This window comes from Microvirga aerophila, assembly GCF_003332305.1.
GTDB classification, from domain to species: domain Bacteria; phylum Pseudomonadota; class Alphaproteobacteria; order Rhizobiales; family Beijerinckiaceae; genus Microvirga; species Microvirga aerophila.
On the sequence record NZ_QOIO01000030.1, the window covers coordinates 46619 to 72654 of the forward strand.

A 26036-nucleotide genomic window follows, 5' to 3' on the forward strand; every position below is an offset into this window, starting at 1 on the left:
AAAAAATGCGGCATTTCCTTCGATGCTCGAGCGGATTTCGATTCCATCGAAATGTAAACCGCTCTAGCGCATTGGGTGATGTCACATAAACCTGGGAAGATAGCAATAAGGGGCCAGCACAAGATCCGTTCCTGGTTGAGCGCCGGCATTATCAACCAAACGCAGCTTTTCCTTGGAAACGCAGGCTTTGCGTGAGACTCTGATTGCAAATTCAGCAGTGGGAGCGGGAGGTCGCAATGGAAGTGTCTGTGCGCGAGGTGCTGTCGGGTATCACCACGATGCGAGACATGGTCAAAGCCTTCCAGAATGAAGCTCATTGTCGGCGTCTAGTTCAGGCCATGGTCTGGCCCAAGGGACGGATTTGCCCGGCTTGTGGCTATCGCCGCTCCATCGCCCTAACCGGCCGCGAGAATGGGAAGCGAGCCCGATCTGGGCTCTACCAATGCTCAAGCGGCACCTGCCGGTTCCAATTCACCGTTACCACCCGCACACCTTTGCACGCGACGAAACTGCCTTTGCGGACTTGGCTCTCTGGCCTGTGGCTGATGCTGCAGTCGGACAAGGGGATCTCGTCCATCCGTCTGGCCGAGGCACTTGGCGTCAGTCAGCCGACGGCCTGGCGCATGGGTCATGCTCTCCGCCTGATGGTCGGACGCGAGCGGGCCCTCGATGGAGTGGTTGAAATCGACGGCCTCTATCTAGGCGGTAAGCCGCGGCGGGAGGTGGATTATTCTCCACCAGGGCGTGGACGCAAAGGCCAACCTAATGATCTTCACGAAGGTGGTGTAACATAGGGTGATGTCGATCATCGTGAGGAGGTGCGCGATGGAGGACAACGTTTGGCGTCCGGCGCATCTGACGCCGGAGCAGATGGAGGAGCGCCGTCTGGCGGCCGCGAGACTGTTGCGGCAGGGGCGGCTCTCCCAGGCCGACATCGCCCGGCGGCTGGGCGTCAGTCGCGCCAGTATCTCCCGTTGGGCCGCCACCCTGGCTCAGCAGGGGCGGCGCGGATTGGCCACCCGCGTCCGAACAGGACGAGAGCCGCGCCTCGATGAGAAGGCCTGGGCTCGTCTGGGCCGGCTCCTGGATCGGGGCGCCATAGGGGCGGGCTTTGCCACCGAGCGCTGGACCCTCCAGCGTATCGCCGTCCTGGTCGAGCGCGAGTTTGGGGTTCACTACCATCCGCGCTATCTGGAGCGGCCGCTGAAGGCCCATGGTTTCAGCGTGCAGCGTCCGGCCACAAGGGCCAAGGAGCGCGACGAGCTCGTGATCGCGGTCTGGCCCAAGCGCGACTGGATTGTTTTAAAAAGAAGGCCCAGCGGGAGCGCCGCACGCTTCTCCTCTGGGACGAGACCGGCCACAGCTTCCGCGCCCGGCCAGGCACCACCTGGGCGCGGCGCGGGATCACCCCGGTCCTCCAGCGGGTGAGTAAGCGGCGCGAGGTGTCGAGCCTCGTGGCGATCACGCCTGACGGGCGGCTGTATGCCCGCCACTTCCGCACCAGCGTCACGAGCCCGACCGTGATCTCGGCCTTGCGGTATTTCCGGCGCCAAATCGGCACGCCGCTGCTGGTGGTCTGGGATCGGCTCAACGCCCATCAATCACAGCTCACCACCGCCTTCATCGCGGCCCATGCGCAGGACTTGGCCGTGGCCTACCTGCCGGCTTATGCGCCCGAACTCAATCCGGAGGAGCAGTGCAATGCGTTCGTCAAGCGAGCTATGGAGAATGCGCTACCCGGATCCGTCGACGACCTGCACCGTCTGGTGCGTCTTGAGTTCGCCCGCCTGCAGCGACGACCCAAGATGATCGTCGGCTTCTTTCGACACGCAGGCCTCTCCGTCACAGGACATTCGTGAAGATCATTAAATGGCTCGAGGCGGATCTTATCGGGATTTCTGCATCAGCGGCATGAGCAGACATTCATTGAGGTCACTCTACGTTACACTTTGACCTGTTCCGGATCGTCAGTGGCGCGCACTCCCACCCAGAGTGATTTCCCGTGCGACTTCGACGTTCCCTAATTCCCGCCCCTGAAATCTGCCGCCTCCTATCAGGATTGGTGAAGTTTCCTTAAAGCAATCGACATGCCCGCTGCATCACGATCACCTCACCTCCTCACGAGGATCGACGCCACTCTATGTTCCACCCGTACGTGAGGATCAATAGACGATATTCGGTGCGTGCAGCAGGGACTCTGTGCATTTCGGCTCTCCGTCGAATGGGAGATCTAGCGGAAGCCGGGCATTTCCTTATGACTGAGGAATCTCATAATGAAATTTAGTCCAAGGGTTTGACTATCGCTCAGTGAGCACATTCTTGTTAACGGTGACACTGGCTTTAATAGGGGAATTGTACACGGTGAGCAGCAATCAAAGGGCGCTTATAGATCTCGACAATTCGCGCTCCTGGCCTCTCGATCTGATCGCGTTCCTTGAAAGTCGTCATGATCTGTTTGCGGATTGGGAAGTCGGGAAAAAACGATTCAGCGCCCGCGAATACGATATCGCAGTCTATGGGTTGATCGATGGCACCGTTGCATTAACCTCGGCCGTATAGCGAGGAGCGGTTCATCAAGGATCCGCTCCCGTGTCTCTGTTCAAGCGCCGTCGCTTCCCAGTCGAGATCATCCTGCTGTGCGTGCGCTGGTACTGCAAGTACGGCATCAGCTATCGCGATCTCGCCGAGATGATGTCCGAACGCGGTGTCGCTGTTGACCCATCCACGATCTTCCGTTGGGTTCAGCGCTATGCTCCGGAGATGGAGAAACGGATCCGGCCCTACCAGGGACCTCGCTCAGGCTCCTGGAGGGTGGACGAGACCTACGTCCGTGTCGGAGGCAGGTGGAAATACCTGTTTCGCGCGGTCGACAAGCACGGTCGGTTGATCGCCTCCATGCTGTCTAATCGCCGCAATACCAACGCCGCTTATCGTTTCTTGCGTAGGGCCATCAAGGCGATGAGCACCTATCCGCCATCCTCGATCACAACCGACAGACTGGCGTCGTATCCCAGGGCAATCCTGCGCCTGCAAAACGAAGGGCTGCTGTCGAAGGATGTCGAACACCGCACCTCGAAATATCTGAATAACATCCTTGAGGCGGATCATGGCGCGCTCAAGCGCGTGATCCGTCCGACGCGCGGCTTTCAGACGCTGAAAACCGCCGTCGCGACCCTGAAGGGTTTTGAAATCATGCGTATGATCCGCCGCGGTCATTGCATCCAGCGGAAACGTCAGGCGACTGGCGAAGTCCGTCTCGTCAATCAGCTCTTCGGACTTGCTGCCTGAGCGGCCCGTTCGACGGGGTTCGTTGAGCGCTTTTCAAGTTACTGCAACAGTGCCAGCGCGATGACATCTGCTCGGTGGGCCAGACGGTTGCAGCCCACGATCTCTGCTCGCAGCTGCCCCCATTCAGGAAACGCCACCACCTGCAGACCGGCGTCGGCCACTACGGCGTGTTCTCGGGCAGGAAGTGGGAAACCCAAGTCTATCCGGTCGTGCGGAACTTCATAGTGTCGAACAACTGACAAGGCGCATGTCCGCCCTACGACCGGCGGCTTGTCAGGGACGACGAGCGTCGGTTCGCAACCAATGACATCCTGCGCCATCTCGGCATCGGGCACATCCTGCTGGGCCATCTCACCCGGAGAGTAAGATGGTTCCTCACCAATCTCTAAATGCCTGCATCCGGTGCTCCAGCTCGTTTAAGCGTCGGCGCATCCTAAAAGGAATGCCAAGCATCCTGCGGCACCACGTCTCAATCACGCAACTGCAGGTTCGGGTCGATGCACTCGCTAATGCACTGGCGGGCGGGAGACAGCGATCCCTGCGGCCTCCAGTGCATAAGCGGCACGAAGGCAAAGATCCTCCCGCCATGGAGGCCCGATCAGCTGGACGCCGATTGGAAGTGTGTTTGAAAAGATCGGAACGGAGACCACCGGAACGCCCACACAGGAGATAGGTTGGGTGAAGAGCCCGAGATTAGGTCGGATTGGCACCTGCTCACCGCGCACTCCCATCATAGCCTGCCCGATCCGTGGTGCGGAACAGGGCGTTGCGGGCGCTATAATGAGATCCGTCTTGCGGAACACTCCCATCATGGAGTCATGAAACCAACGCTGGACGCGCTGGGCTTGGATCACCCAAGCGCGGATCATCACTCGCCTCCCTGGATCAGCTCTCTAGAGCACTAATCTAACGCGACATCGCCAAAGTTGAACCGACGCTGCCGTATACACGAACAGGGTCAGGTACGCTCCTCCAGCTCCTCATTGAGCGGGTGGAGGTCGCGGACCATCTGGTGGAGGCGGGAGGTATCGAGGTGGGTGTAGATCTGGGTGGTCTCGATGCCGGCGTGCCCCAGCAGCTCCTGCAGCACCCGCAGGTCAGTACCACCTGAATGCATATGGGTGGCAAAGGCATGGCGCAGCACGTGCGGCGAGACCCGGTCGGGGTTGGACAGTCCCGCGGCCACGGCCGCTTCCTTGATCTCGAGCAGCGCCGCCTGGCGCGTCAGTGCTTTCGTGCCGTTGCGGACCGAATGAAACAGCCAGGGGGAGGGCGGTCCTCGAGAGTAGGCGGCAGCAAGGCTCTGCCACTGGGCGATCGCCGCAATCGCCCGGTTGTGGAGGGGCACGAGCCGCTGCTTGTCGCCCTTGCCGCGGACCAAGAGCATGCGGGTGCCGGGACGGGCAGCATCGGAGGGCAGCGACAGGGCCTCGCTGATGCGCATGCCCGAAGCATAGAGGGTCTCGAACAGCGCCGCCCGCCGGGCATAGCCGGCCTGGCGGTAGAGGCCCACCGAGGGGTCAGCCGCAAGCGCATGGGCGGTCTCCAGGAGGGCTTCGGTTTCGTCGACTGACAGCACGAAGGGCAGCTTCCTGGGTCGCTTCATGGTGGTCATGGTGGCGGTCGGATCGCGGGAGCCCAGCTCCTCTGCGATCAGGAAGCGGTGCAGCCCCCGGACCACAGTGATGCGGCGGGCGATCGTTGATCCGGCATAGCCGCGCTGATCAAGGTGCGCGATGTAGTCCCGCACCCGCTCCAAGGTGACCTCGTCGAAGCCGAGTTGCTGATCCTCCAGCCAGCCGAGATAGCAGGTGAGGTCGTCGGTGTAAGTGGCGATGGTGCCGGCCGCGGCTCCGAGTTCAGTTGCAAGCGCATCGAGCCAGAGCTGGGCGAGGCGTCGGTTGGCACGCATGAAATCCTCCTGATTGGAGGAACCTGCCATGGCACCGGTTACCGAGTTCTTGTCAAAGCTCCGCAGACCGCTCATCGGCTCCGGTCTGAATACCTATACGGTCTGTCGCGAACACATTTCTGAAAGAGGAGATGTGGACTGGGCTGAGACACCAAATCAGGAGTTGTTATTATGTATGGGGGTTAAGCTTTGGTATCATAGCGACCGTAACCTCATCGCGATTTACGATATGTCGCGTTAATCATCTATCGTTTGCACCGACGGATCCTTCTGAATGGCCCGCAGGACTGGAAGTGCCGATCTGCCGCTACACAGTGGTCATATTCTAGAATGGCCTGCTGATCGCATGACCTGCCTACGCGCCGTCATCGAAATGGATTGGCATTCGTATGGCATCACAACCAGTGTTATTGGCGCCCTCAAGCGCAGCCTTACTCACTCTCTGGAGAGTTTAGCATTCATGTTTAATGTCTGGAGCGCATCTTCGATACCGGGATCCTCATCCGACGGGTCATTGATCGCACTGTCCCATAGTGACTGGGTTTCCCCTCGCACGGCATGAACCTAAACCAGTCAGATGGACCATCGCACGCCAGCCAAAATGTCGGACGTCGCGCGCCGAGCGGGCGTATCGTTGATGACCGTTTCCAACGCGTTCCAGCAACCAGGAAAAGTGCGGCCCGAAACCAGGGCGCGGGTCTTAGCCGCAGCGACCGAGCTTGGCTATATCCCCAATCTCATCGCGGGGAATCTGGCATCTGGCCGCAGCAGGGTCATTGCGGCCATCGTGCCGTCTCTGCGCAATTCCAACTTCGCCCGCATGATACAAGGAATGACCGACCAGCTCGAGAAGCACGGCTACGAGCTTTTGCTCGCGACTGCCGATACGCCGGAGCGTGAGGTCAAGGCGATCACGACCTTTCTCGGATTGCGGGTCGATGGTCTTGTGCTCACCGGCACCGGACACAGCCGGGATGTCAGGTCATTGCTCGAGGCGGCGCGACTGCCGGTCGTCGAGACCTGGAATCTCGATGGCCCTTACATCGACATGGCGGTAGGCTTCCCAATTATCAGGCCGCCCGACAAATGGGCGAGTTAATGATAGGGCGCGGCTATCGCTATATCGGCTTTGCCGGATACGAACCGCGGGATCTGCGGTTCCGGGAGCGGCAACGTGGTTTCCAGGACGTTCTGGAGGCAGCCGGCCTGCGCACCGACCTTCTGTTTTTTGGCCCGGAATCGCTCGGCTTCTCAGGCGGACGGGCGGCGCTTGATCACCTTCTCGGCATCGAACCCAATCTTCAGGCCATCTTCTGCGTCACTGACATCTTTGCCGTGGGGGCGATGTACGAGTGTATGCGAAGGGGTTGGCCGGTGCCGGAACGGCTGGCCGTGACAGGATACGGTGATTATGAAATCGCCGCTGAGGTCCCGCCTGGCCTTACAACCATCAGCACCCGGGGCTACACCATCGGGACTGTCGCCGCGAAGCTTTTATTAGCAAAGGCAGACCGCCGCACCATTGAGGAACCAGTCCAAGATGTGGGTTTTGAGATGGTTCTGCGGGGAAGCATCTGATCGCCTTCCAGCTGTCGAAGCAAGTCCTCTTCTTTTTCTCCCTGCATCGTTGCTGGGCAGATCGCTGCTGCGTTTTCGCGCTTGACCTCACTGCAGAACCATAAATTATAGCGCTACAACTCATGGTAGCCCTTGGAGGGACTGTGACCTTTTCCCTTGCCGCCCTCGATCGCGAAACTGGCATGTTTGGCATCGGCGTCGCCAGTTCCAGCATCGCGGTCGGCAACCGCTGCCCCTGGGCGCGGGCCGGCACCGGCGCCATTCTAACCCAGCATCGCACAGACATCCGCGGCGGGCCGCTCGGCCTCGATCTGCTGGCGAGAGGCTACGGGGCTCGCGAGGTCGTTGACATCCTCGTGGTGGGCAGCGAGTACCCGGCGCAGCGTCAGTTCGCTGCCGTCGATCGGGAGGGGCGGACGGCTTATTATAACGGTCCAGGCATTGAATCAATCAATGGAGCGGCGGAAGGCGATGCTTGCGTCTCGGTCGGAAACTTTCTCTCCAGCATCGATGTGCCGAATGCCATGGTGGCAGCCTACGAGGGTGCATCTGGGCATTTCGCGGAGCGCCTTTTGGCGGCGGTGGACGCTGGTGTGACCGCCGGCGGCGAGACACAGTCAGCGATGGCGGCAGCGCTCCTAGTGGTCGATCGCCATGCCTGGCCGCTCGTTGATCTGCGTGTGGATTTTGAACCCGAGCCGCAGGTTGCCCTGCGCCGGCTCTGGCGCAGCTATGAGCCGTTGCTGGACCGCTTCGTTACACAGGTGCTCCGCCCCTTTGAATTGAAGCCCCTCATCAATTCGGCACTGACGATATGAACGAAACCGCTTTCATCCCTGATGCTTTACCCTCCTGCGTAGGGGTCGCGGCACCGATCGGCAGATCGCTCCAGCCTCGAGCCCCCCACTCTGAAAGCTCGGGAGGAGAGGCAGCTCGGGCGGGATACGGGTCTCGTTGGGGGGAAGGGATCTCGTGGTGACTCAGACTTCCCGCAAGCCTGCCGAACTCCGCCTGGAGGGTTTGGAAAAGCGCTTTGGCAACGCGGTCGCCGTCAGCAGCGTCAGCGTGACTGTCGAACCGGCGACGCTCGTCGCACTGCTCGGCCCCTCCGGCTGCGGCAAGACCACAACCTTGCGCATGATCGCGGGCTTTGAGCGCCCTGACAGCGGCCGCATTCTCGTCGGCGGCACCGACATCACCAGCCTGCCACCGCACCGGCGGGCGCTGGGCATGGTCTTTCAAAACTACAGCCTGTTCCCGCACAAAACCGTCGGCGAGAACGTCGCATTTGGCCTGCGGATGGCCGGAATGGCTCGAGCCGAGCGCGACGAGGCCGTGGGACGCATGCTCGACCTCGTACAACTGAGCGCGCTTGTCGATCGCTATCCGTCACAGCTATCGGGCGGTCAACAGCAACGCGTCGCGCTCGCGCGTTCGCTCGTACCCAACCCGCGCGTGCTCCTACTCGACGAACCCTTAGGCGCTCTTGACAAGAATCTGCGTGAAAGCATGCAGTTCGAGCTGCGCAGCATGCAACAACGCTTCGGCATCACCACGGTCCTGGTTACACATGATCAGGAGGAGGCATTGTCGATGAGTGATCAGATCGCCGTCATGAGCCGAGGGCGGATCCTGCAGATTGGCGGTGCGACCGAGATCTATGATCGTCCAGCGAGCCGCTTTGTTGCCGAATTCCTTGGCACCTCCAACATCTTCACCGGCACAGTCCGGTCGAACGGCGTGATGATCGTTGCGGGCGGCACAACCGGATGTACCTTGCAGCTCCCGCCAGGAGCGCCAACGAGTGGGCCGGTGCTTCTATCGGTGCGCCCCGAGCGGCTGGTGATTGGTGACGCAGCAGCAGAACTGCCGAACCGGCTCGACGCCTACATCCAGTCACGGGCGTTTCGTGGCACCTACGCGGCTTATCAACTGGACGTGCCGGCGCTCGGACGTGAGATCTACGTGTACCGGCAGGCCGGTGGGCCATTAGGCACACTGACCTTTCCGGTGGGTACCACGGTGAGCGTGGGTTGGAACCTTGAAGATAGTGTGGTCGTGGAGGACGACGAGTGATCGAAAATTCCAAGGGGCGCCATGTCCGGGTTGGAATCGACGTCGGCGGTACGTTTACCGACTTCGTCCTCACCGATGCGGCGAATGGCGACCTTGCCTATTTCAAGGAGCCCAGCACACCGGACGAACCGTCGCGCGCAGTCGTTCAGGGCCTCGCGAATATCGTCGAGAAGGCTGGCCTTTCTCCTGCTGACGTAGAACTCATCCTGCATGGCACAACAATCGGTCTCAACGCGATCATCCAGCGCGCCGGCGCGCGCATCGGCCTTGTCGTAACCTCGGGCTTCCGCGACATTCTGGAAATTGCGCGCAGCCGCATGCCATCCTCGTTCGACTTCCGCGCCCGCAAAGAAGAACCGCTCGTCCCGCGCGACCGGATCTTTGAGATTGACGCCCGCTTCGATCCGCACGGCCACCTCGTCCGCCAACCCGGCAAAGTTGCCCTTGCCGAGTTGGCAGGAGAGATTTCCGCCGCGGGGCTTGACGCCGTAGCTCTCATCACAATGAATGGCTATGCGAATCCGCAGCAGGAAGAGCGGATCGCGCGAGCGTTGCAGGACCATCTTCCGAACACAGCTGTCACGTCAGCAGCGCACATTTGGCCTGAGATCCGTGAGTATGAACGCACGCTCGTCGCCTGCCTGAACGCCTATATCCAGCCTTTGATGCAGAGCTACTTTGCACGGCTGGAAAACGGGTTACGTGAGCTAGGTACCGATGCGCAGATCTTCGTGACCGCCTCCAATGGCGGCTCGATGAGCCTTGGCTCCGCCGCCGCCCGACCTGTCGATACGATTCTGTCCGGGCCCGCCGCTGGTGTTATGGCGGCGACGCGTCTTGCCGCTGCTGCGAAGGTTCCACGTATCATAACCTTTGATATGGGTGGAACAAGTAGTGATATCGCGATCTCCTCGGGCGCTGAGCCGGAATTCGCCACCCGCACGGAGATCGGCGGCCTTCCACTCGTCCTTCCGGTAGTCGCGGTGAGCGCAATTGGTGCGGGTGGCGGCTCGATCATTTGGGTCGACGATCATGTCCTGAAGGTAGGGCCCCGCAGCGCCGGGGCTGATCCAGGCCCGGTCTCCTATGGTCGTGGCGGACAGAGTCCGACCGTCACGGATGCCTATCTCGTGACTGGCCTCATTGACCCGAACCGCTTCCTCGGTGGGCGCATGGCGCTCGACCGTGCCGCGGCCAAGGACGCTCTCACGTCAGTTGCGGAGCGGATTGGCTTGGGGGACGCGGTCCTGGCTGCGGCCGGGGCTCTCGATGTCGCGACTGCGGGCATGGCGACCGAACTGTTCAAGACGTTGGCGCAGCGTGGGCTTGATCCGAGCGATTTCGCCCTAATGCCATTCGGCGGCGCTGGCCCCACCCATGCCAATCTGCTGGCTCATGAGGCAGGCATTGGGCGTGTTGTGATCCCACCCGCTGCGGGCACCTTCTGCGCCTTGGGCGCCGTTACTGCCGATCTGCGGCGTGACTTCGTCCGCAGCCTCCGTATCGAACTCGACGAGGAAAGCGAACAGCGTCTCTCTGAAACTCTAACGATGCTTGCCGAAGAGGGCGAGGCCTGGCTCAATGCTGAGGGCGATCTCGCGACCTCCGCGGAGGTCTCACGGGCGGTCGACATGCGCTATGCAGGTCAGGCGTATGAGTTGCGGGTGAATCTCGACCATCTATCGGACACCCCTGCACACACTGCTGTGGCAGAGGCCTTCCACCAAGAGCATGAGCGAGTCTACGGCTTCCGAGATCCGGTGGCACCGGTCCAGATAACGACAGTCCGCCTTGCCGTGATTGGCCGAACTCCGCCGGTGCGCCTGCCCATTTTACCCACGTCGAGTGAGCCGCCGGTTGCCCGGAGCCACAGGCCGGTCTTCCTTGCCGGCGCCTGGCATGATGCAGCGATCTATGATCGGCACGTCCTGCGCGCCGGGCAGTCGGTCAACGGCCCCGCAGTCATTGAGCAGGAGGACACAACGGTCGTGGTTCTACCAAACTGGAATGCTAACCTCGACACCTCTGGCAACCTTCATCTCATCCCGAGCCAACAGCCATGAGACTCGATCCCGTCACACTAGAGATCCTCGGTAACAAGGTCGCGGCCGCGACCGAGGAAATGTGCTTTACCCTCCAGCGCACGGGACGGACACTCTACGTGAAGGAGACGGCGGATTTTGCTTGCGCTCTGGCAGGCGTCGACGGCACCTTCTTCGCCTATCCGCGCTCGATCGGCGTTTCCGGCTTCGTCGCACTCGACTGCATGCCGGCAATCGCAGCGGTTGGAAAGCTCGAGCCAGGCGACGTCATTCTCACCAATGACCCTTATCGCTCGGTCGGCCTTGCAACTCACCTACCCGATTTGCACCTCATCGCGCCGTATTTTCACGAGGGCCAGATCGTCGCCTATGGCTGGACGTTCGTCCATTGCTCAGATGTCGGCGGCCGCGTCCCGAGTAGCATTTCGCCCCTAAATCGGGAGATCTTCCAAGAAGGCCTGCAGATTCCGCCCATCAAGCTGGTCCGAGCGGGGCAGATGAACGAGGACGTGCAACTGCTCTTCACTGCTAATTCGCGCACGCCCGACGCCAACATGGGCGATATCCGTGCGATGCTGGCCGCGCTCGCTACCGGCCGCAGGCGGGTTGAAACCCTTATCGCGCAACACGGTGTCGCTAGCTTCCTGGCGGGGCAGCAGGATCTCCTCGACTATGCGGCGGAAAAGGCACAGCGGGTTTTGCGCAAGGTTCCGGAAGGCACCTATCGCTTTACGGACTTTCTTGACGACGATGCAATTTCGAATCTGCCGATTCGGCTTGCACTGGCCGTAACGTTTCGCGAAGGGACGGTGCATCTCGATTTCACCGGAACGGATCCGCAGGTCGCGGCGGCAATGAACGTGCCGAGTCACGGCAAACCTCACGCATGGCTTACCCTGCGGATTCTTGCGCTCATCAACACACTCGATCCCACCGCACCGTTGAACGCGGGCCTTCTCCGGAACGTTTCGATCACCGCGCCGAAGGGGTCACTCGTTAATCCAGAGCATCCTGCGGCGGTGGGCGTGCGTCACGCGGCGGCCATCCGCGTCAACGATCTGCTCAATGGCGCCTTTGGCTTGGCCCTGCCGGATGTGATGCCCGCCGCGAGTGGCGGGGTTGTGGTTCCGCTCGTGGTCGCTGAGCCCACAGAAACTGGAGCACAAAATGTTCAGGTCGTCGAACCGATGATCGGCGGCACTGGTGCGCGTTATGGAGCAGACGGGGTCGATGGGCGCGACAGCGGAATCTCTAACCTCGCCAATAATCCGGTCGAAACGGTCGAGGCCGAGATCGGCGTCGAGATTCTCAGCTACTCCCTGCGGCAGGATTCCGGCGGGGCAGGGAAATGGCGCGGTGGCTGCGGGCTGGAGCTTTCCTTCCGGGTGCTTAAGGATGGCGCACAGGTCCTCGGGCGTGGCATGGAGCGCATGAAGTTCCGGCCCTGGGGTGTACGTGGCGGCGAACCGGGCGAATTGACCGAGTTCTTCGTAAAATCTGGAGCCCAGAACGAGCGCCGATACGGCAAGATCGATGTTCTCGGAACAGAACGCGGAGACATCATCACCCTCCGAACCGCGGGTGCCGGCGGCTATGGCGACCCAATGGAGCGGGAGCCTTGGCGCGTGCACAACGATGTCCGACGTGGCCTCGTTTCGCTGGACGCCGCGCGTACCGTCTACGGCGTCGCCATAGCGGCCGATGGCGTGGACGAGGCGGAAACGGCCAGGATCCGCGCTGATCGCCCCTATCGCAGCCCGGCACACGACTATGGGCCAGAGCGAGGACTTTTTGAGCAGTTGTTCTCGGCCGACATGCTTGATCGTCTCAATGCGGCACTTTTTCGGCTCCCCGCCGCTCGTCGCGCCCAGCGCCGGACGAATATCTACAACGCCATTCTTGCAAACCTGCCGGGCGATTTCCCGTCCGGTCCGCAAGTACCAACTCAACCTCACCGTAAGCGCCTCCTCGCAGAAGTCGAAGCGCTTGAGGCTGAGACATCGACCCTGTCGGGCGCCTAAAGGCCCGCAGCCCCTTGGCCCGGGTGTTTGCCCGAGCTGCGCAACATCAGGAGCGTTCCATGACGGACTTCACGCGACGCGGCTTACTTCAGACCGGCGGTCTGCTTGGTGCAGCAGCCTTCGCCAATCTCCCCCTCACGGCGGCAGCACAGGCTGGTGAGATCACCGTGACAGCGCTCGGGGGAATCTGGGAAGAGGCAGTCAAGAAAGCCTTCGTCGAGCCGTTCGAGCGGAAGACCGGCGCCAAAGCCAACGTGCTGCTCGGCTCGCCGCCGCAGTGGCTGAGCCAGGTCGAGGCCAATCCCAAAAACCCGCCGATTGACGTGATCATCGTGACGCCCGATCTCGCTATCAACGCGGCGAAGATGGATCTCGTTGACACCTTCACCGTGGAGAAGGTTCCTAACCTTGCGGACATTCCAGCCGAGTTCACGAACGCCCTGAGCGGTAAGGGGACCGTGTTCGACTATGGCGTCGCCGGCATCACTTACAACAAGAAGACGGTGAAGGACCCGCCCAAGTCCTTTAAGGATTTCGTCGACCGCACAGCAGCCGGCGAATGGACGGCCTCGCTCCCTGGAATTTCCTACGCGGTGACCCCGATCATGCTGATGTGGGCTATGGCAAGGGCTCTGGGCGGCAGCGTGGACAACATCGATCCTTTCTTCGATGCCATGAAGAAAATGCGCAAGAACGTCATTTTTTGGGGCGGCCCGAATGATTTCTTCAACCACCTCTCCAGTGGAGAGGCCGATATCGGCATCTATTTCGACGGCCGTACCTGGGCGCATGTCGACGCAGGTGCCGACTGGATCGACTTCATCAATCCGAGCGAAGGCGGATCCATCAACGCGCTTGCAGTGCAGAAGCCGAAGAACGCGAAGGACCTCGCCTGGGAATATATCAATGTCATGTTGAGCCCGGAATCGCAGCTCAAATTCGCCGAGATGCTGAGCTATCCGGTCACCAATAAGAAGGTTCAGTATCCGCCGCACCTCGCTAAACGCTTCACGCCCTGGCAGGAAGCGCACTTCCCGCCTTACGAGGAAATTGCGAAAGTGCGTGCCCAGTGGGTCGACCGCTGGAACCGCGAGGTTGGCGGCTGATTTTTGCAATTGGCCGGTGGTGACACCTACGCCGCCGGCCCCTATCCCGCGAGCATGACTAGTCGAGCAAGGCCTTGATGTGGAACGAGCAAGCTGCAGGTGGCTCAGGTGAAGACTTCGACCTTTCCGACGATACCCCGCAGGTTGTTGCTCACACTCCCTGCGGTTCTGTTCCTGCTTGCCTTTTTCATTCTGCCACTAGTGGATAATGGTCTGCGCAGTATTGTCCAAGCGGACGGGAACGGCATTACATTCGCCCGCTATGTGCAGCTTCTGACCGATCAGTTCTACCTCACGAGTATTGCTCAAACGATAGCCCTTTCGGCCGCTGTGACAGTCATCTGCGTGCTGATCGGCTACCCCGTTGCCTATTATCTTGTGCGCCATGCCGGCCGCTGGAGCGGCCTCATTATCTTCCTGCTCATTGCGCCGCTCCTCACTTCGATCATCATGCGCACGTATGGATGGCAGGTTCTTTTCGCCCGTCGGGGTTTTATCAACACTCTGCTTGTGCAGGATCTTGGTCTGCTCGATACTCCGCTTCGGGTGCTCGACACGCCAGGCCTTGTGGTTGCCGCCTTCGTCCACGTCTTGGTCCCGTTCATGGTTCTATCCATTGCCGCGGTGTTACAGGGCATCGATCGCCGGCTCGAGGAAAGCGCACAGCTTCTCGGCGCAGGACGATTGCGGACGTTCTTCGAAGTGACGCTGCCGCTCTCCATCGACGGGATCGGAACGGGCTCTATCCTGGTTTTCATGGTGGCGAACGGCAGCTTCGTGACCTTGGTCCTCCTCGGCGGCGGTCTCAAGACTTTGCCGCTCCTGATTTTCCAGCAATTCAACACCACCCGCGATTTCGGCATGGCCAGCACCATGAGCACGGTGCTGTTGGTAGTGGCGCTGGTCTGTCTCTTCCTGCAGCTCAGGCTTGTCCGCCGGGGAGGTGAGGCATGAGTTTTTTTCGACGGCTCGATCTTGGCCGTGCCATCTTGACGGCGTTCGTTGTTGCGTTTTTCGTGTTTATGACGCTGCCCATCGGAATCGTCGTGGTGGCGTCATTCACGGACGCAAGCTTCGTTGCCTTTCCGATCTCAGGATGGTCACTGCGCTGGTTCCGCCGCATCTTCGAGTATCAGCCATATCTCGATTCGATTGCGGTGAGTCTGCAAATCGCGTTCGGCGCGACGGCCTTGTCCTGCCTGATCGGAATCCCAGCCGCAATAGCACTGGCACGCAGCCCCTCGGCTTGGGCGAGCGCCGTAATGACCTATTTGCTTTCGCCGCTCTCCATGCCGATGATCGTGATCGGCTTCGCGGCTCTCTTCTTCCTGTCACGGGTTGGCGTCGGCGTCTCGTTTACGGCCCTCCTCATTGCCCATACGACCGTGTGTCTGCCTTACATAGTTAGGACAGTGGCCGCGACCTATCGCGGCACAGCGCGCTCCTACGAGGAGGCGGCAGCGCTGCTCGGTGCCAATCCGCTGCAGGTTTTTTGGCACGTGATCCTGCCTCTCATTCGGCCGGGCATCGTTGCCGGTTCTTTGTTCTCGTTTCTCGTCTCATTCGACAACCTTCCTATTTCCTACTTTTTCGGCCAGCCGGGCACGCTCACCCTGCCGGTCGTCATGCTCAGCTACATGGAGCATCAGTTTGACCCTTCCATCGCTGCGCTGAGCACGCTCCAGCTTCTCCTTGCGATTGTCGGGCTTGTCATCGTCGACAGGCTTTATGGCATCGACAAAATGACAATGGGGGACTGAAGGAGATTGGTTGGCTCGTCTTGGTGGATGCGCTCAAACTCCATCAACCCCAGCACTACAGCAGGCCAGTACTGACGCCCGATGCCCATTCGCCCATACGACACTACCTGGTGCTCGATCGGCGTGATCTGGAGCAGGACAGGGCACGGCACCGTCATGTCTGGATGGCGCCCGTTTGGCAATGTGATTGTTGATGACATTTGGCCTAGCGGGGCGGGTGCGGTCATGTCTCCGGCCTTTGCATGCGGTGCTTCTCCTGACCGCAGGCCCTGATGTTTTACGCTGGAACTGGTCCCTCTCAAGTTATCGCGCTTGACTGGCGCAAGACGATGCCACGGGTTGTCCAGATCCGGCGGTCCATGTCCGCTTTGGCTTCACATCATCTCATCGTCACCGTGCCAACTGGGTTGCCTCGAGGGGCGAATAGTCTGAACTGGTCGTCTATGCCGCCGGCGCGGCAACTCCCTTGCTCCCGGGCTCGTAAGCCGTGCTCCTGGCCATCACCGCCCAGGCGATCCGGGCCATCTTGTTGGCCAGCGCGACGGCGACCACCTTGAACGGCTTCTTGGCCAGAAGCGACCTGGCCCAATCAGCCATGGCCGTCCTGGTCTTGCCGGACTTCATGCTGTAGAGCGCCGCGTGCGCGCCGACGACCAGCAGCTTGCGCAGGTGCCGGTTGCCCATCTTGGAGATGGAGCCCAGCCTCGCCTTGCCGCCGGTTGAGTGCTGCCGCGGCACGAGGCCGAGATAGGCAGCAAACTCTCGACTGCCCTGGAACAGGCTGGCGTCTGGAACACTGGCCGAGAGACAGGAGGCGACAATGGGGCCGATGCCGGGGATGGTGGCCAGCCTGAGGCTCACCGGATTGCTGCGATGGGCCGCCAGAATGGCCTTGTCGAGCTTGGCAATTTGCGCCTCGATCCCAAGCAACATCGCCGCCAGAGGCTGGAGCGCCATCCGAGCTGTGGGAAGGATATCCTGGTTGGTCTCGTCCTGAAGATCGGCAATCAACTGGCGCGTGTTGCGAGCACCCTGCACCACCACGATGCCCAGCTCTGCGAAGTGACCACGCAAGGCATTGATCAGGGCCGTCCGCTGCCCAATCAGGAGATCGCGGGCGCCGTGCAGCATCAAGGTACTCTGTTGTTGCGGGGTCTTGACCGGAACGAACCGCATCGACGGCCGTGTGACCGCCTCACAGATCGCCGCCGCGTCCGCCGCATCATTCTTCTGCCGGCGCAGATGGGGTTTGACATAGGCGGGAGGGATCAAGCGGACATCGTGGCCAAAGGCCATGAGCGTGCGCGCCCAGTGGTGAGCGGTCGCGCATGCCTCCAGCCCGATCAGGCAAGGTGGAAGGGTTTTGAAGAAACCCGGAACCTGGCTGCGACGCAGCGTCCTGCGCAGGACGATCTTTCCACTCCTGTCCACCCCGTGGACCTGAAAGACGTTCTTTGCGATATCAAGGCCGATCGTGGCAATCTCAGGCATGGACGTGGATCCTCTCCGGTTCTTGGACATGCCCATCTTGGCACGTCTGACGCTGGTGGAGGGCGCCATCCACGACATCAGGTTAACCGGAGGGTGACTGGATAGAGGCATATGTGAGGGATGAAAAAGCCCCGTCATCCTCGCTATGCCCGCCACCGCTTCCCGTCTGAAGTGATCAGCTATGCTGTCTGGTTGGATGTGTCGCAAATTGAGAGTTGGGCCGAAGCGGCGGAACGATCTTCACTGAGCTTTATGCGACTAAAGCGCTTTTGGGATCAGTGTAGGGCATAGCCGGCGTGCCTGAACCAGCCTCGGGCATCCTTTGCGGTGATGGTGTCGAGGGCTGGTTTGAGTTCTGCTTCCAACACCTCCAGGCTGCGCGCCGCTTTCGCCTTGAGCCGCTCTTTCACCTTGGCCCAGGCCTGTTCGATCGGGTTGAACTCGGGCGAGTAGCGCGGCAGGTACAACAGCCCAATCCCCGCCTGATCAAGCAGGTCCCGCACTTCGGTGGCGCGATGCGGGCGCAGGTTGTCCATCACCAGAACGGCATCCGGCTTCATCTGCCGGAGTTTCGGCACCAGCACCTGCTCGAGATAGGCCAGCAGCACCGGCGTAGAGGTCGAGGCCTCGATGCTCATCGTCGCCACCAAGCCCTCACACGCGAGCGCCCCCACACCGTCAGCCGCTGCCAGGAGCCGAGCGGAACCGAGCCATAGGCGCGCTGCCCACGGGGCGCTCGGGCATGGGTGCGGGCCATCTTGGTGGTCACTCCGCTTTCATCCAGGAACACCAGGCGTTCCGCGGGCATGGCGCTCATCCGCTGGCGGTAAGCCTCGCGCTCGGCGGCAATCTCGGGCCGCTCCTGCTCGGCCGCCCGAAGGGTCTTTTTTTCGGACGCAGCTTGAGCCGCTTGAGCGCCTCGCAGATCACCGCCAGACACACCGTCACGCCGGTGCGCTCGGTCAGGCGCTCGCGGTACTCGCGCAGCAGCGCGTCATTGTCCTCGATCACGAGCTGACGCAGCACCTCGAGAGCCGCCGCATCCAGGCGCGAGGGCACACCGCCGCTGTGCGGCTTCGGAGTACGCCGGCCTTCCTCGCGCTCCTGGCGGCGCCAGTTCGACACGGTGGCGGGGCAGACCTGGAAGCGGTGGGCAATCTCAACCTGGCTGCCGTCGCCCCGCTCGCAGGCGACCAGAACGCGCTCACGCAAATCAGCGGAATAGGGCTGGGACATGGCTCGCCTCCTGGGCCATATCCCTACCAACGCAGCGCCTGCCTCAAACGATTCAAGCCCAGATCAAAAGCGCTTTAGCCGCTCAAACTGCGCCGCAAGTGACAGGTTCGAATTGCAGGCATACTTCGCCTGTCCTTTGCGCATCATGTGGATCATCTCGATGCCGCCCAGGATGACGCGGGCGCTGGCCACAGACTGGAAGCCGAGCATCGACCGCACCCGTTTCTTAATGGCCCGGTGATCCTGCTCGATGCGGTTGTTCAGATAGGCACTTTGCTGAATGCGAATGGGTTTCAAATCACGCCGTGACCTGTTCTGGAGCCGGTCTACAGTATCGCAGGCCAGGATCGCCTCGCGATTGGTTTGGCTGCCGTCGATGACGATCCGCTCGGGCCGGCCGTGGCGCTTGAGAGCCTTGCGCAGAAACCGCTTGGCAGCAGTGAGGTTACGCCGTTCGCTGAACCAGAACTCAACCGTGTCGCCGTTGCTGTCGATCGCCCGGTAAAGGTACATCCAGCGACCTCTCACCGTGATGTATGTCTCGTCGACGTGCCACTTTCCGGTAACGGCTCGCTTGCGTGCATTGAAGCGCTTCAGCAGTTCAGGCGAGTACCGGACAACCCATCTGTGAATGGTCGCGTGGTCGACCGAGATACCGCGCTCAGCCATCATCTCCTCAAGGTTCCGCAGGCTCAGATTGTAGGCCAGATACCACCGAATGCAGAGCAGGATCACGGATCGCTCAAAATGCCTGCCCTTAAACACGTGCATGCTCTGACCAGGGCTCCCCACCATCCACGCCCACAGGCAGGCCTCGGATCTCCTGAGCAGCCTGCTCGCAAAGAGCAACAAGATCGATCGGGTGACGCCAGGCTGTCGCTTCCTCGGCTCCCTGCGCCGACACCAACTGGCCAACCACGCTCGGCAGGACCGCCGACGCGTGCTCCCAGCCGATCAGGTCAAGGCATTCGCAAGCCTTGTTGATGAAGTCGAGCAGATGCCCACCATCGGCATAGACGCGATCCGTCGCGGCCGAGACCAACAGGTCGGCCAGGGCCGCAGGCGACGTGCCGCCGGCAATCGCCGTGAGCAGGGTGCGCTCCGCCGCCTCCCGGTGCCGGACCTTGGTCCAGTGCCGCAGCCAGCGCTTGAGCATGGCCAGATCGGGCTGGCTGGCGAGGGGAGTGCGACCCCGCCGCGGCGGCTGGCCTTCACAATCTGCGGCTACCCGGCGAGCGCCATGGAACAGGGCGAGGTAGGTTTCCTCCTCCGGCAACTCAGGCAGCAGATTGCCAAAGGCTGTGAGGATGGTCAGGCCGGCGCCCCAGCCGTCCCGGTTCCGGAACCCGAAGAGCGCCACCTGCCGGATGATCTCGGAAGCTGGCACGCCAGCCGCGAGTTGGCCCCGCACGGCCTTGGCGATGACCAGGTCGAGACTGTGGGCGAGGCCCTCCTGCAAACGCCGGCGCCAATGTCCGGCCGGGTCGGCATGGCCGAAGACAGGCTTCACCCACACCTCGCCGGGCTCGCGGACCTCGACCGGGCAGGTCGGCACGTCGTCGGCCCAGAGATCGAAGGTGCAGCCGCTGGCGAGATCGAAGCGGGCGTGGTGCCAGTGGCAGGTCAGGATCCCATCCGCAACGCTGCCGCGCTCCAGCGGGAACCCCATGTGCGGGCAACGGTTGTCGAGCGCGAAGACACGTCCTTGATCGTAGACGAGAAGGATCGGCGGATGCCGGCCGTGCACAACGAGCCGGCCCTTGGCCTTCAGTTCGTCAAGGCTGCAGGCCCGCACAAACCCCGAGGTCTGCGTATCCATCGCGGCCTCCGTCCAGCAGCCGCTCGCCTTGCGGGTCCTGGTGAGCTCCCGCTGTGGATGATACCAGACCAGCCGCACCTTCGTTAGGTGGGCAGGCAGGATCGTCAGGAGCTGCGGCCGCTCCACAGCCCGCAAGCGCCGGCGCCCGAAGTCGACCAGAGGTTAGTCGATGCCGCGCCAGGGCGTACGAGACCAGCACCTGTCGATCCAGCCGCTTGATGAAGTCCGACAGCCAACTGGTTGGGTTCACGGCCGATGACCGTAAAATACCCGTGCTGAACTGTTCTCCCGATCTCTGGAAGCATGGCAGCCCAATGGGCCTGACGGTATATTACGGCACGCGGGAGTGCCAGAATTACAGGATCATTGGCTAAGCCAAGACATGCTAGGTACCGATCACGATCATTCCAGCGACGTCCTGACCTCAGGCTCCGGAGAGCAAGTCGGCATGCCGGAGCCGCGACACCGGATCGTGCATGTGGATCTCGACGCCTTCTATGCCAGTGTGGAGCAGCGGGATAATCCGGAACTGCGCGGCAAGCCAGTCGCGGTCGGCGGCTCCCGCGAGCGCGGCGTCGTGGCGGCGGCCAGCTACGAGGCCCGGCGCTTCGGGGTGTATTCGGCCATGCCCTCGGTCACAGCCCGGCGGAAATGCCCCGAGCTGATCTTTGTCAAGCCGCGGTTTGACGTCTACCGCGAGGTCTCGCGCCAGATCCGGGAGATCTTTTACGAGTACACCCCGCTGGTGGAGCCGCTGTCGCTGGACGAGGCCTATCTCGACGTAACCGAAAACCTGAAGGGCATCCCTTATGCCACCCAGGTAGCCCGGGAGGTCAGGACCAGGATCTGGGAGGAAACTCAGCTGACCGCCTCAGCTGGGATCAGCTTCAACAAGTTCCTGGCCAAGATGGCGTCGGATCGGAACAAGCCCAACGGTCAGTTCGTGATCACGCCAGCAATGGCTCCGGCCTTCGTCGAGAGCCTTGCGGTCGGCAAGTTCCACGGCATCGGCCCGGCCACAGCGCGCAAGATGAACGAGCTCGGCATCCTCACCGGTCTGGATCTGAAAGCCCAATCCCTGAGCTTCCTCCAGGACCGCTTCGGCAAGGCCGGAACCCACTACTACTGGATCGCCCGAGCCGTCGACCATCGCCCTGTCCAGCCAGACCGCATCCGCAAGTCCGTGGGCGCCGAGAACACCTTCGAGAAGGACCTAATGGGTTTTGAAGAGATGAAGGCTGCGCTCCAGCCGATCATCGACAAGGTCTGGCGGCATTGCGAACAGACCGGTGTGCGCGGCCGAACCGTGACGCTCAAGGTGAAGTTTTCCGACTTCCAGCAGATCACCCGCAGTCGCACGCTGACAGGCTTCGTCGAGAGCCGATCTGGGCTCGAGCAGCCCAGCGTCGACCTCCTGAAGATGCTGTTTCCTCTGGACAAGAGCGTCCGCCTGCTAGGGGTATCCCTGTCGGCTCTGAACACGGACGATGAGTCGGAAAGTCCGCAGCTGTCCTTGGAGCTATAGGCGACCTCCTGGTGGAGCCCCTGGGAACCTGGGCTCACGGCCGCGGTTTCTTCCCGACTATGGCCAAGTCACAGCCGAAACTCAACCGGACCTCGCGCACCTGCCAGGCTGCATTGCCTCAGCACATCCCTGTCGAACTTACCGTGCTTGAGAAGGAGGCGCCGGACGGAGACGACTGGCTGCACGAGATCAAGTTCGACGGCTATCGCATGCTGGCCCGGATCGACGACGGACGAGCCCGGCTGGTGACCCGGAACGATCAGGATTGGACGGCTCGCTTTCCCGAGCTGGCAGACGCCTTCGCATCCTTCGGCCAGTCTGGAACCGTCTTCGATGGTGAGATCGTCAGGCTCAAGCAGGACGGCATCAGCTCGTTCGCGGCCCTCCAGGAGGCACTCTCGAACGAGGAGACCGGAGACCTGGTCTACTACGCCTTCGATCTGCTGTTCCTCGATGGGGTCGATCTCCGTGGAGTGGTGCTGGAGAAACGAAAGCAGCTCCTCGCCGAAGTCCTGGCCAACGCGCCTGTCAACATTCGCCTGAGCCAGCACCGGGTCGGCGGCGGACAGGCCTTCTTCACCCAGGCTTGCGGCCTGAAGCTTGAAGGGATCATCTCGAAGCGGCGTAACTCCCTGTATTCCGGCACCCGAAATCCAGATTGGCTCAAGGTGAAATGCCTCAACACCGAGGAGTTCGTCATCATCGGCTACACCGAGCCGCAGCGATCTCGGGTCGGGTTTGGCGCTCTCCTGGTCGGCTATTACACGCCCTCCGGTGAGCTGAAATACGCCGGCAAAGTCGGGACGGGATACTCCCGTGAATTCCTTGAAGCTTTTCAGGCAAGGCTCGAGCGGATCGAGCAAGAGAAGCCGACGGCGGTTCTACCGAAGGGAACCTACATGCGGGCGCGGGTGCACTGGGTCAAGCCGCGGTACCTGGCCCAAGTCGAATCCACGGAGTGGACGCAGGACAACATCCTGCGCCATCCGAGCTTCCTCGGCCTGCGTGAGGACAAGGATCCGCGTGAGGTCGTCGTGGATCGCCCGGCACCGGAACCTGCCGGTGCGAGCCGGCGCTCTTGATGATTAGGCTTCAGTGAAGATGATCAAGCTTCAGAAAGGCGACGCGAATGAGCAGATTTCTGATGGGTGTTCTGTGCGGATGCCGCATGGCAGGAGCGAGCACCGCGTTTGCTCAGATTGATGCCAGGGTCGACCCCAACGACATCTTGAAGGGATACACCGTCCAGAAGAACGGAAGGACGGTCTGCAAGGACCCTCAGGTCTGGAATGACTTCAGAGGGGAGGGGAGCTTCATCGTGTGCCCATGACGTCCAAGCCCTTGCGAGCACTCGGTCGCGGATCTTGCGCTGACAAGATCCTGTGAACTCCTTCCGGCACGGATATTGTGGAAGCAAGTCTCTGGTGATTTCAATCTTGGGCAGCAAGCGCTTTGCCCATCAACCGGCCGCGAGTTTAATAACTTATCAGGAAGGTCTCACCCGTGGCGAAAACTACAACCAAGACCACAGCCAAGAAGGCGCCGGCCCGCAAAGCGGCCGCATCAAAGTCGGTACCAGCCAAAGCGGCAGAAGCTTCCGGCGCAGCAGCGACGAGGTCGACGAAGGCCGCGGCCCCGAAGGCGTCAGCCAAAGCAGCCCCCAAGGCGGCGAAGAAGTCCGCCGGCACCTCGGCTGGCGCGATCCTAACCCTGCGCCACATCGCAGAGCAGTTGTCGGAAGCGCATGAGTTGCCCAAGCGCCAGGCCAACGAGATGCTGACGCAGGTGATCGAGATGATCGCCAAGAGCCTGAAGAAGGGCGAGAAGATCCGCCTGAGCGGCCTCGGCATCCTGCAGGTGCGCAAGCGCGCCGCCCGCACGGGCCGCAATCCTCAGACCGGCGAGCCGATCAAGATCAAGGCGTCCAAGAAGATCGCCTTCCGGCCCGCGAAGGAACTCAAAGAAGCAGTCTGACCGGCAGTGGATAGCTGGGAGCACGCCCGCCGCGCCGGGGTTCTGGCGGGGCGGGCTGGTTGTCTTGTGGGGAGTAGTCTCAGGAGAGATGCTGGGCGAGGTGCTTGTTCATCTCGAACATGCTGACCCTGCTCTTGCCTCCGAAGATGGCCTGGAGCTTCTCATCGGCCAGGATCTCGCGCTTGTTCTCAGGATTCTGGAGGTTCTTGGCCTTGATGTAATCCCACACCTTGCTCACCACCTCAGTGCGGGGCAGGGGAGACGAACCGACCACCGCTGCCAGATCGTTTGACGGCTGCAGCGGCTTCATCAAAGCCGGGTTGGGCTTCTTGGCTGCCTTTGTCATGACGTGATCCTGCTCTGTCTGAATGGCGTTAGACATCGACATAATAAGGCTCCGTTGTTGCGCCCAGCTGAGACCAGCAAGGGCAAGACGGGGCGACCATGACCGGGAAAGGCCTAACAGATCATTACTCTGGGCGAGCCTCGACACCACGCAAAGAGTTCGTTCAGTCAAGCGCAGGGCTAGCTGGTTCCCGTTAGCGAACTCTCAGAAATCATTCCGCCTCACCACGCACAAGCGCCAGAAGGCCGAGAAACTCCTCGTTCGACAGGTCACTCTTCCAACCATTCACGAAGCGGCAGACAACCTGAAGGTTGCCCTCCGCGTAATGCCCGTTGCTGTCGATGCGATCTAGAGACGCGAGAAGATGGATGCTCTCGTGCTCTCCTCGGAACTGGAGCGGGATGTTCGTGAGGGCGCAACGCCCTTCCTGCCTTTCGATGAGGAGTTTGATGTACGCCTCAAGCTCACTCTTCCCCATCCAGAGTTCCTTGACCTTCTTCGTTACGACGCTCTGCTGGCCCGATTGCCGGACGGCGCTCTCGGAAGCATTTGCCATCTCCCAGACAGATTTATTCAAGGCATCGTATACCTTGACGTCGCGCGACGACTTAGTCGGCTTTTGAGTACGAGTGTCCGGCTCCTCGAGTTCCTTTCGGATTAGAAGCCAGCAGAACGAATGGGCGTCGACCAGGCGGATGTCTTGGCCGGGAAGCACGTCCTGAAGAGCGGCCCGGATCTCCTGAAGGGCTTCATTGTACCGGGCATAGTTTTCCCAGGAGCACCGCTGCTTCGTGACCAACTCGATTCCGAGCGCCTCGAACGCCGCGTCGAACGTCGACGTCAGGATCGGCATGAACCTGGTGTCGTCCTTGAGGAAGAACAGATAGGCCAGTAAGTCGTACCGTGCCCCTGTGAAGTCACGGATACGGTCAAACGATAGTTCAGGCGCTAGTCGATCCAGGTAAAAGTCAAAGAGAAGCGCTTCGATCGTCCTCGTTGCATCGGGTACGTCGTATGCATCGAGGAGCGCACGATGTGACCGGCTGGCGTGCCCGTAGCGGTTCTGCCACGCGACCATGTTGTTGGTCTCGATCTCTCCAACCGCGGTGATTTCTATTGAAGCAATCGTGCGCTTCAGGATTTCTCCGGTACCGACCTCGTCAGAGCGCCATCTGTCTGCCCCCAGGATTTTGCAGGCATGCTGACGCAAGGGTCCTTTGTAACCCTCCCATTGGGCGGCTATCCCTTCGCGGAACGAGGTGAAAGGAACACCGGACTTGCGGATGACCCGGGCTCGGAAGACCTGGAATTGTTCTTGGAAGATTATTGGCGACAGCGGCATCGGCTCTGGTTCCGTTATGCCCTAGACATAGACGATTGGATCGTCCTTCACATGGAGAAAGATCCTAGAGCTAATTCCATAATGTTAGTTATGCGAAATGTTATAATAATTAATAACCGGACTTCTACTGCCCTGCAACTCAGCTCCAAAGCAATTGCCTCTTCGCGGATTAACCCAGCACTTACTACAAGACTACCCGATGGCTGCATCAAACCGTGCCCTGCAGCGCTTGAGGAGACGGTCACGGCACTCTGCAGACAGAAGCTCGACGCTAAGCTATGACCTCAACGCTCTCTGATCGGGCTTCCTTAGCGATCATATGCACAGGGAATGTTCCCTCCCTTACCGCTGCCCCTTCGAACAACCTGCAGGCAATCTCCAAGCCGTCGACCTCAGAGCCGGTCCGAGTGAAATTTGAAGCCGAGCAGTGACTTGTGGTTCACTGGTTGGCGCCGATTTGCGGAGGCGCCGATGTGGACAGCCGGGAACCGAGGTCTCTACGCTCGCACAGGTCTGCGCT

The 26036-nt window shown here is 61.0% G+C and carries 25 protein-coding genes and 5 pseudogenes; 20 read left to right on the forward strand and 10 right to left on the reverse strand.

From position 1 onward, the window contains the following. Nucleotides 1–236: 236 nt before the first annotated feature. From DRB19_RS17125 to DRB19_RS17150, 6 genes and pseudogenes are all read left to right on the forward strand, one after another. Nucleotides 237–767: pseudogene (locus DRB19_RS17125) on the forward strand (IS1595 family transposase); the annotation flags it as partial. Between the two features lie 103 nt (nucleotides 768–870). Further along, nucleotides 871–1275: pseudogene (locus DRB19_RS31165) on the forward strand (winged helix-turn-helix domain-containing protein); the annotation flags it as partial. 17 nt (nucleotides 1276–1292) lie between these two features. Then, on the forward strand, nucleotides 1293–1859 hold the full coding sequence (locus DRB19_RS30600; protein WP_245439603.1) for an IS630 family transposase: 567 nt from the start codon (nucleotides 1293–1295) through the stop codon (nucleotides 1857–1859). A 502-nt stretch (nucleotides 1860–2361) separates the two neighbouring features. Then, nucleotides 2362–2559 carry a hypothetical protein gene (locus tag DRB19_RS17140; RefSeq protein ID WP_147021883.1) on the forward strand — a complete coding sequence of 66 codons (198 nt, stop codon included), beginning with the start codon at nucleotides 2362–2364 and terminating at the stop codon, nucleotides 2557–2559. Between the two features lie 30 nt (nucleotides 2560–2589). Continuing rightward, entirely contained in the window at nucleotides 2590–3288 is a 699-nt protein-coding gene (locus tag DRB19_RS17145) for an IS6 family transposase (RefSeq protein WP_114187250.1), read from the forward strand. A gap of 53 nt (nucleotides 3289–3341) precedes the next feature. After that, a pseudogene (locus DRB19_RS17150) lies at nucleotides 3342–3527 on the forward strand (polyhydroxyalkanoate depolymerase); the annotation flags it as partial. Nucleotides 3528–3794: 267 nt separating this feature from the next. Here the strand turns inward: DRB19_RS17150 and DRB19_RS31890 are convergent. Both DRB19_RS31890 and DRB19_RS17160 read right to left on the reverse strand, forming a co-directional pair. After that, nucleotides 3795–4157 carry an amidase family protein gene (locus DRB19_RS31890; RefSeq protein WP_114187251.1) on the reverse strand — a complete coding sequence of 121 codons (363 nt, stop codon included), beginning with the start codon at nucleotides 4155–4157 and terminating at the stop codon, nucleotides 3795–3797. A gap of 89 nt (nucleotides 4158–4246) precedes the next feature. Beyond that, nucleotides 4247–5200 (reverse strand): tyrosine recombinase, encoded by a 954-nt coding sequence (locus tag DRB19_RS17160; RefSeq protein ID WP_114187269.1) that lies wholly within the window; start codon nucleotides 5198–5200, stop codon nucleotides 4247–4249. Between the two features lie 274 nt (nucleotides 5201–5474). Here DRB19_RS17160 and DRB19_RS31170 point away from each other — a divergent pair. The 10 genes and pseudogenes from DRB19_RS31170 to DRB19_RS17210 all read left to right on the forward strand — a co-directional run. After that, nucleotides 5475–5665 (forward strand): annotated as a pseudogene (locus tag DRB19_RS31170) (DUF763 domain-containing protein); the annotation flags it as partial. Nucleotides 5666–5801: 136 nt separating this feature from the next. Further along, nucleotides 5802–6299, forward strand: a complete 498-nt coding sequence (locus DRB19_RS31520; RefSeq protein WP_276330617.1) for a LacI family DNA-binding transcriptional regulator — start codon at nucleotides 5802–5804, stop codon at nucleotides 6297–6299. Beyond that, nucleotides 6287–6778: a substrate-binding domain-containing protein gene (locus DRB19_RS31525; RefSeq protein ID WP_114187254.1), complete on the forward strand. Its 492-nt coding sequence runs from the start codon at nucleotides 6287–6289 to the stop codon at nucleotides 6776–6778. Before DRB19_RS31520 ends, DRB19_RS31525 begins: the two co-directional genes overlap by 13 nt. Nucleotides 6779–6921: 143 nt before the next feature. Continuing rightward, a complete protein-coding gene (locus DRB19_RS17180) occupies nucleotides 6922–7596 on the forward strand; it encodes a DUF1028 domain-containing protein (RefSeq protein WP_162815729.1) in 675 nt (224 codons plus the stop codon). 157 nt (nucleotides 7597–7753) lie between these two features. Beyond that, the gene (locus DRB19_RS17185) at nucleotides 7754–8854 is read left to right on the forward strand and encodes an ABC transporter ATP-binding protein (RefSeq protein WP_245439597.1); all 1101 of its coding nucleotides are present in this window, start codon (nucleotides 7754–7756) and stop codon (nucleotides 8852–8854) included. Next, on the forward strand, nucleotides 8851–10917 hold the full coding sequence (locus DRB19_RS17190) for a hydantoinase/oxoprolinase family protein (RefSeq protein WP_245439599.1): 2067 nt from the start codon (nucleotides 8851–8853) through the stop codon (nucleotides 10915–10917). The genes DRB19_RS17185 and DRB19_RS17190 overlap by 4 nt, the downstream gene beginning before the upstream one ends. After that, nucleotides 10914–12917, forward strand: coding sequence for a hydantoinase B/oxoprolinase family protein (locus DRB19_RS17195; RefSeq protein WP_114187256.1), 2004 nt, complete (start codon nucleotides 10914–10916; stop codon nucleotides 12915–12917). The genes DRB19_RS17190 and DRB19_RS17195 overlap by 4 nt, the downstream gene beginning before the upstream one ends. A 59-nt stretch (nucleotides 12918–12976) precedes the next feature. After that, nucleotides 12977–14023: an extracellular solute-binding protein gene (locus DRB19_RS17200; protein WP_114187257.1), complete on the forward strand. Its 1047-nt coding sequence runs from the start codon at nucleotides 12977–12979 to the stop codon at nucleotides 14021–14023. Between the two features lie 108 nt (nucleotides 14024–14131). Continuing rightward, nucleotides 14132–14977, forward strand: a complete 846-nt coding sequence (locus tag DRB19_RS17205; protein ID WP_245439601.1) for an ABC transporter permease — start codon at nucleotides 14132–14134, stop codon at nucleotides 14975–14977. Beyond that, entirely contained in the window at nucleotides 14974–15783 is an 810-nt protein-coding gene (locus DRB19_RS17210) for an ABC transporter permease (protein WP_114187259.1), read from the forward strand. The genes DRB19_RS17205 and DRB19_RS17210 overlap by 4 nt, the downstream gene beginning before the upstream one ends. 441 nt (nucleotides 15784–16224) lie before the next feature. On the opposite strand, the gene DRB19_RS17215 is transcribed toward DRB19_RS17210, so the two are convergent. Continuing rightward, nucleotides 16225–17274, reverse strand: coding sequence for an IS110 family RNA-guided transposase (locus DRB19_RS17215; RefSeq protein WP_114187260.1), 1050 nt, complete (start codon nucleotides 17272–17274; stop codon nucleotides 16225–16227). Nucleotides 17275–17394: 120 nt separating this feature from the next. On the opposite strand from DRB19_RS17215, the pseudogene DRB19_RS31895 reads away from it, so the two are divergent. Beyond that, nucleotides 17395–17469 (forward strand): annotated as a pseudogene (locus DRB19_RS31895) (IS6 family transposase); the annotation flags it as partial. Between the two features lie 80 nt (nucleotides 17470–17549). Here the strand turns inward: DRB19_RS31895 and DRB19_RS17225 are convergent. From DRB19_RS17225 to DRB19_RS17245, 5 genes are all read right to left on the reverse strand, one after another. Next, entirely contained in the window at nucleotides 17550–17912 is a 363-nt protein-coding gene (locus DRB19_RS17225) for a transposase (RefSeq protein WP_114187261.1), read from the reverse strand. Further along, on the reverse strand, nucleotides 17909–18082 hold the full coding sequence (locus DRB19_RS17230) for a hypothetical protein (protein WP_162815730.1): 174 nt from the start codon (nucleotides 18080–18082) through the stop codon (nucleotides 17909–17911). Before DRB19_RS17230 ends, DRB19_RS17225 begins: the two co-directional genes overlap by 4 nt. 5 nt (nucleotides 18083–18087) lie before the next feature. Next, nucleotides 18088–18510 (reverse strand): helix-turn-helix domain-containing protein, encoded by a 423-nt coding sequence (locus DRB19_RS17235; protein ID WP_114187263.1) that lies wholly within the window; start codon nucleotides 18508–18510, stop codon nucleotides 18088–18090. Between the two features lie 63 nt (nucleotides 18511–18573). Then, a complete protein-coding gene (locus DRB19_RS17240; protein WP_114187272.1) occupies nucleotides 18574–19275 on the reverse strand; it encodes an IS6 family transposase in 702 nt (233 codons plus the stop codon). Continuing rightward, nucleotides 19268–20329 (reverse strand): Rieske (2Fe-2S) protein, encoded by a 1062-nt coding sequence (locus tag DRB19_RS17245; protein WP_114187273.1) that lies wholly within the window; start codon nucleotides 20327–20329, stop codon nucleotides 19268–19270. Before DRB19_RS17245 ends, DRB19_RS17240 begins: the two co-directional genes overlap by 8 nt. Before the next feature lie 382 nt (nucleotides 20330–20711). Between DRB19_RS17245 and dinB the strand changes: the two genes are divergently transcribed. The 3 genes from dinB (at nucleotide 20712) to DRB19_RS31530 (ending at nucleotide 23828) form a co-directional block, all read left to right on the forward strand. Next, nucleotides 20712–21854 (forward strand): DNA polymerase IV, encoded by a 1143-nt coding sequence (gene dinB / locus DRB19_RS17250; protein ID WP_373867453.1) that lies wholly within the window; start codon nucleotides 20712–20714, stop codon nucleotides 21852–21854. A gap of 143 nt (nucleotides 21855–21997) precedes the next feature. After that, on the forward strand, nucleotides 21998–22936 hold the full coding sequence (gene ligD / locus DRB19_RS17255; protein WP_162815731.1) for a non-homologous end-joining DNA ligase: 939 nt from the start codon (nucleotides 21998–22000) through the stop codon (nucleotides 22934–22936). A gap of 421 nt (nucleotides 22937–23357) precedes the next feature. Next, the gene (locus DRB19_RS31530) at nucleotides 23358–23828 is read left to right on the forward strand and encodes an HU family DNA-binding protein (protein ID WP_114187265.1); all 471 of its coding nucleotides are present in this window, start codon (nucleotides 23358–23360) and stop codon (nucleotides 23826–23828) included. A gap of 79 nt (nucleotides 23829–23907) precedes the next feature. On the opposite strand, the gene DRB19_RS17265 is transcribed toward DRB19_RS31530, so the two are convergent. Both DRB19_RS17265 and DRB19_RS17270 read right to left on the reverse strand, forming a co-directional pair. Then, on the reverse strand, nucleotides 23908–24216 hold the full coding sequence (locus tag DRB19_RS17265; RefSeq protein WP_114187266.1) for an SWIB/MDM2 domain-containing protein: 309 nt from the start codon (nucleotides 24214–24216) through the stop codon (nucleotides 23908–23910). Nucleotides 24217–24385: 169 nt separating this feature from the next. Continuing rightward, nucleotides 24386–25516: a hypothetical protein gene (locus DRB19_RS17270; RefSeq protein WP_114187267.1), complete on the reverse strand. Its 1131-nt coding sequence runs from the start codon at nucleotides 25514–25516 to the stop codon at nucleotides 24386–24388. Between the last annotated feature and the right edge of the window lie 520 nt (nucleotides 25517–26036).

Coding starts and splice junctions, on each gene's coding strand:
- DRB19_RS17245 (WP_114187273.1), bottom strand. CDS start 20,329: ATGGATACGCAGACCTCGGGGTTTGTGCGGGCCTGCAGCCTTGACGAA.
- DRB19_RS31890 (WP_114187251.1), bottom strand. CDS start 4,157: ATGATCCGCGCTTGGGTGATCCAAGCCCAGCGCGTCCAGCGTTGGTTT.
- DRB19_RS17230 (WP_162815730.1), bottom strand. CDS start 18,082: ATGCCCGCGGAACGCCTGGTGTTCCTGGATGAAAGCGGAGTGACCACC.
- DRB19_RS17200 (WP_114187257.1), top strand. CDS start 12,977: ATGACGGACTTCACGCGACGCGGCTTACTTCAGACCGGCGGTCTGCTT.
- DRB19_RS17160 (WP_114187269.1), bottom strand. CDS start 5,200: ATGCGTGCCAACCGACGCCTCGCCCAGCTCTGGCTCGATGCGCTTGCA.
- DRB19_RS17270 (WP_114187267.1), bottom strand. CDS start 25,516: ATGCCGCTGTCGCCAATAATCTTCCAAGAACAATTCCAGGTCTTCCGA.
- dinB (WP_373867453.1), top strand. CDS start 20,712: ATGCTAGGTACCGATCACGATCATTCCAGCGACGTCCTGACCTCAGGC.
- DRB19_RS17195 (WP_114187256.1), top strand. CDS start 10,914: ATGAGACTCGATCCCGTCACACTAGAGATCCTCGGTAACAAGGTCGCG.
- DRB19_RS17235 (WP_114187263.1), bottom strand. CDS start 18,510: ATGTCCCAGCCCTATTCCGCTGATTTGCGTGAGCGCGTTCTGGTCGCC.
- DRB19_RS17225 (WP_114187261.1), bottom strand. CDS start 17,912: ATGAGCATCGAGGCCTCGACCTCTACGCCGGTGCTGCTGGCCTATCTC.
- DRB19_RS31520 (WP_276330617.1), top strand. CDS start 5,802: ATGTCGGACGTCGCGCGCCGAGCGGGCGTATCGTTGATGACCGTTTCC.
- DRB19_RS17210 (WP_114187259.1), top strand. CDS start 14,974: ATGAGTTTTTTTCGACGGCTCGATCTTGGCCGTGCCATCTTGACGGCG.
- DRB19_RS17215 (WP_114187260.1), bottom strand. CDS start 17,274: ATGCCTGAGATTGCCACGATCGGCCTTGATATCGCAAAGAACGTCTTT.
- DRB19_RS17265 (WP_114187266.1), bottom strand. CDS start 24,216: ATGTCGATGTCTAACGCCATTCAGACAGAGCAGGATCACGTCATGACA.
- DRB19_RS31525 (WP_114187254.1), top strand. CDS start 6,287: ATGGGCGAGTTAATGATAGGGCGCGGCTATCGCTATATCGGCTTTGCC.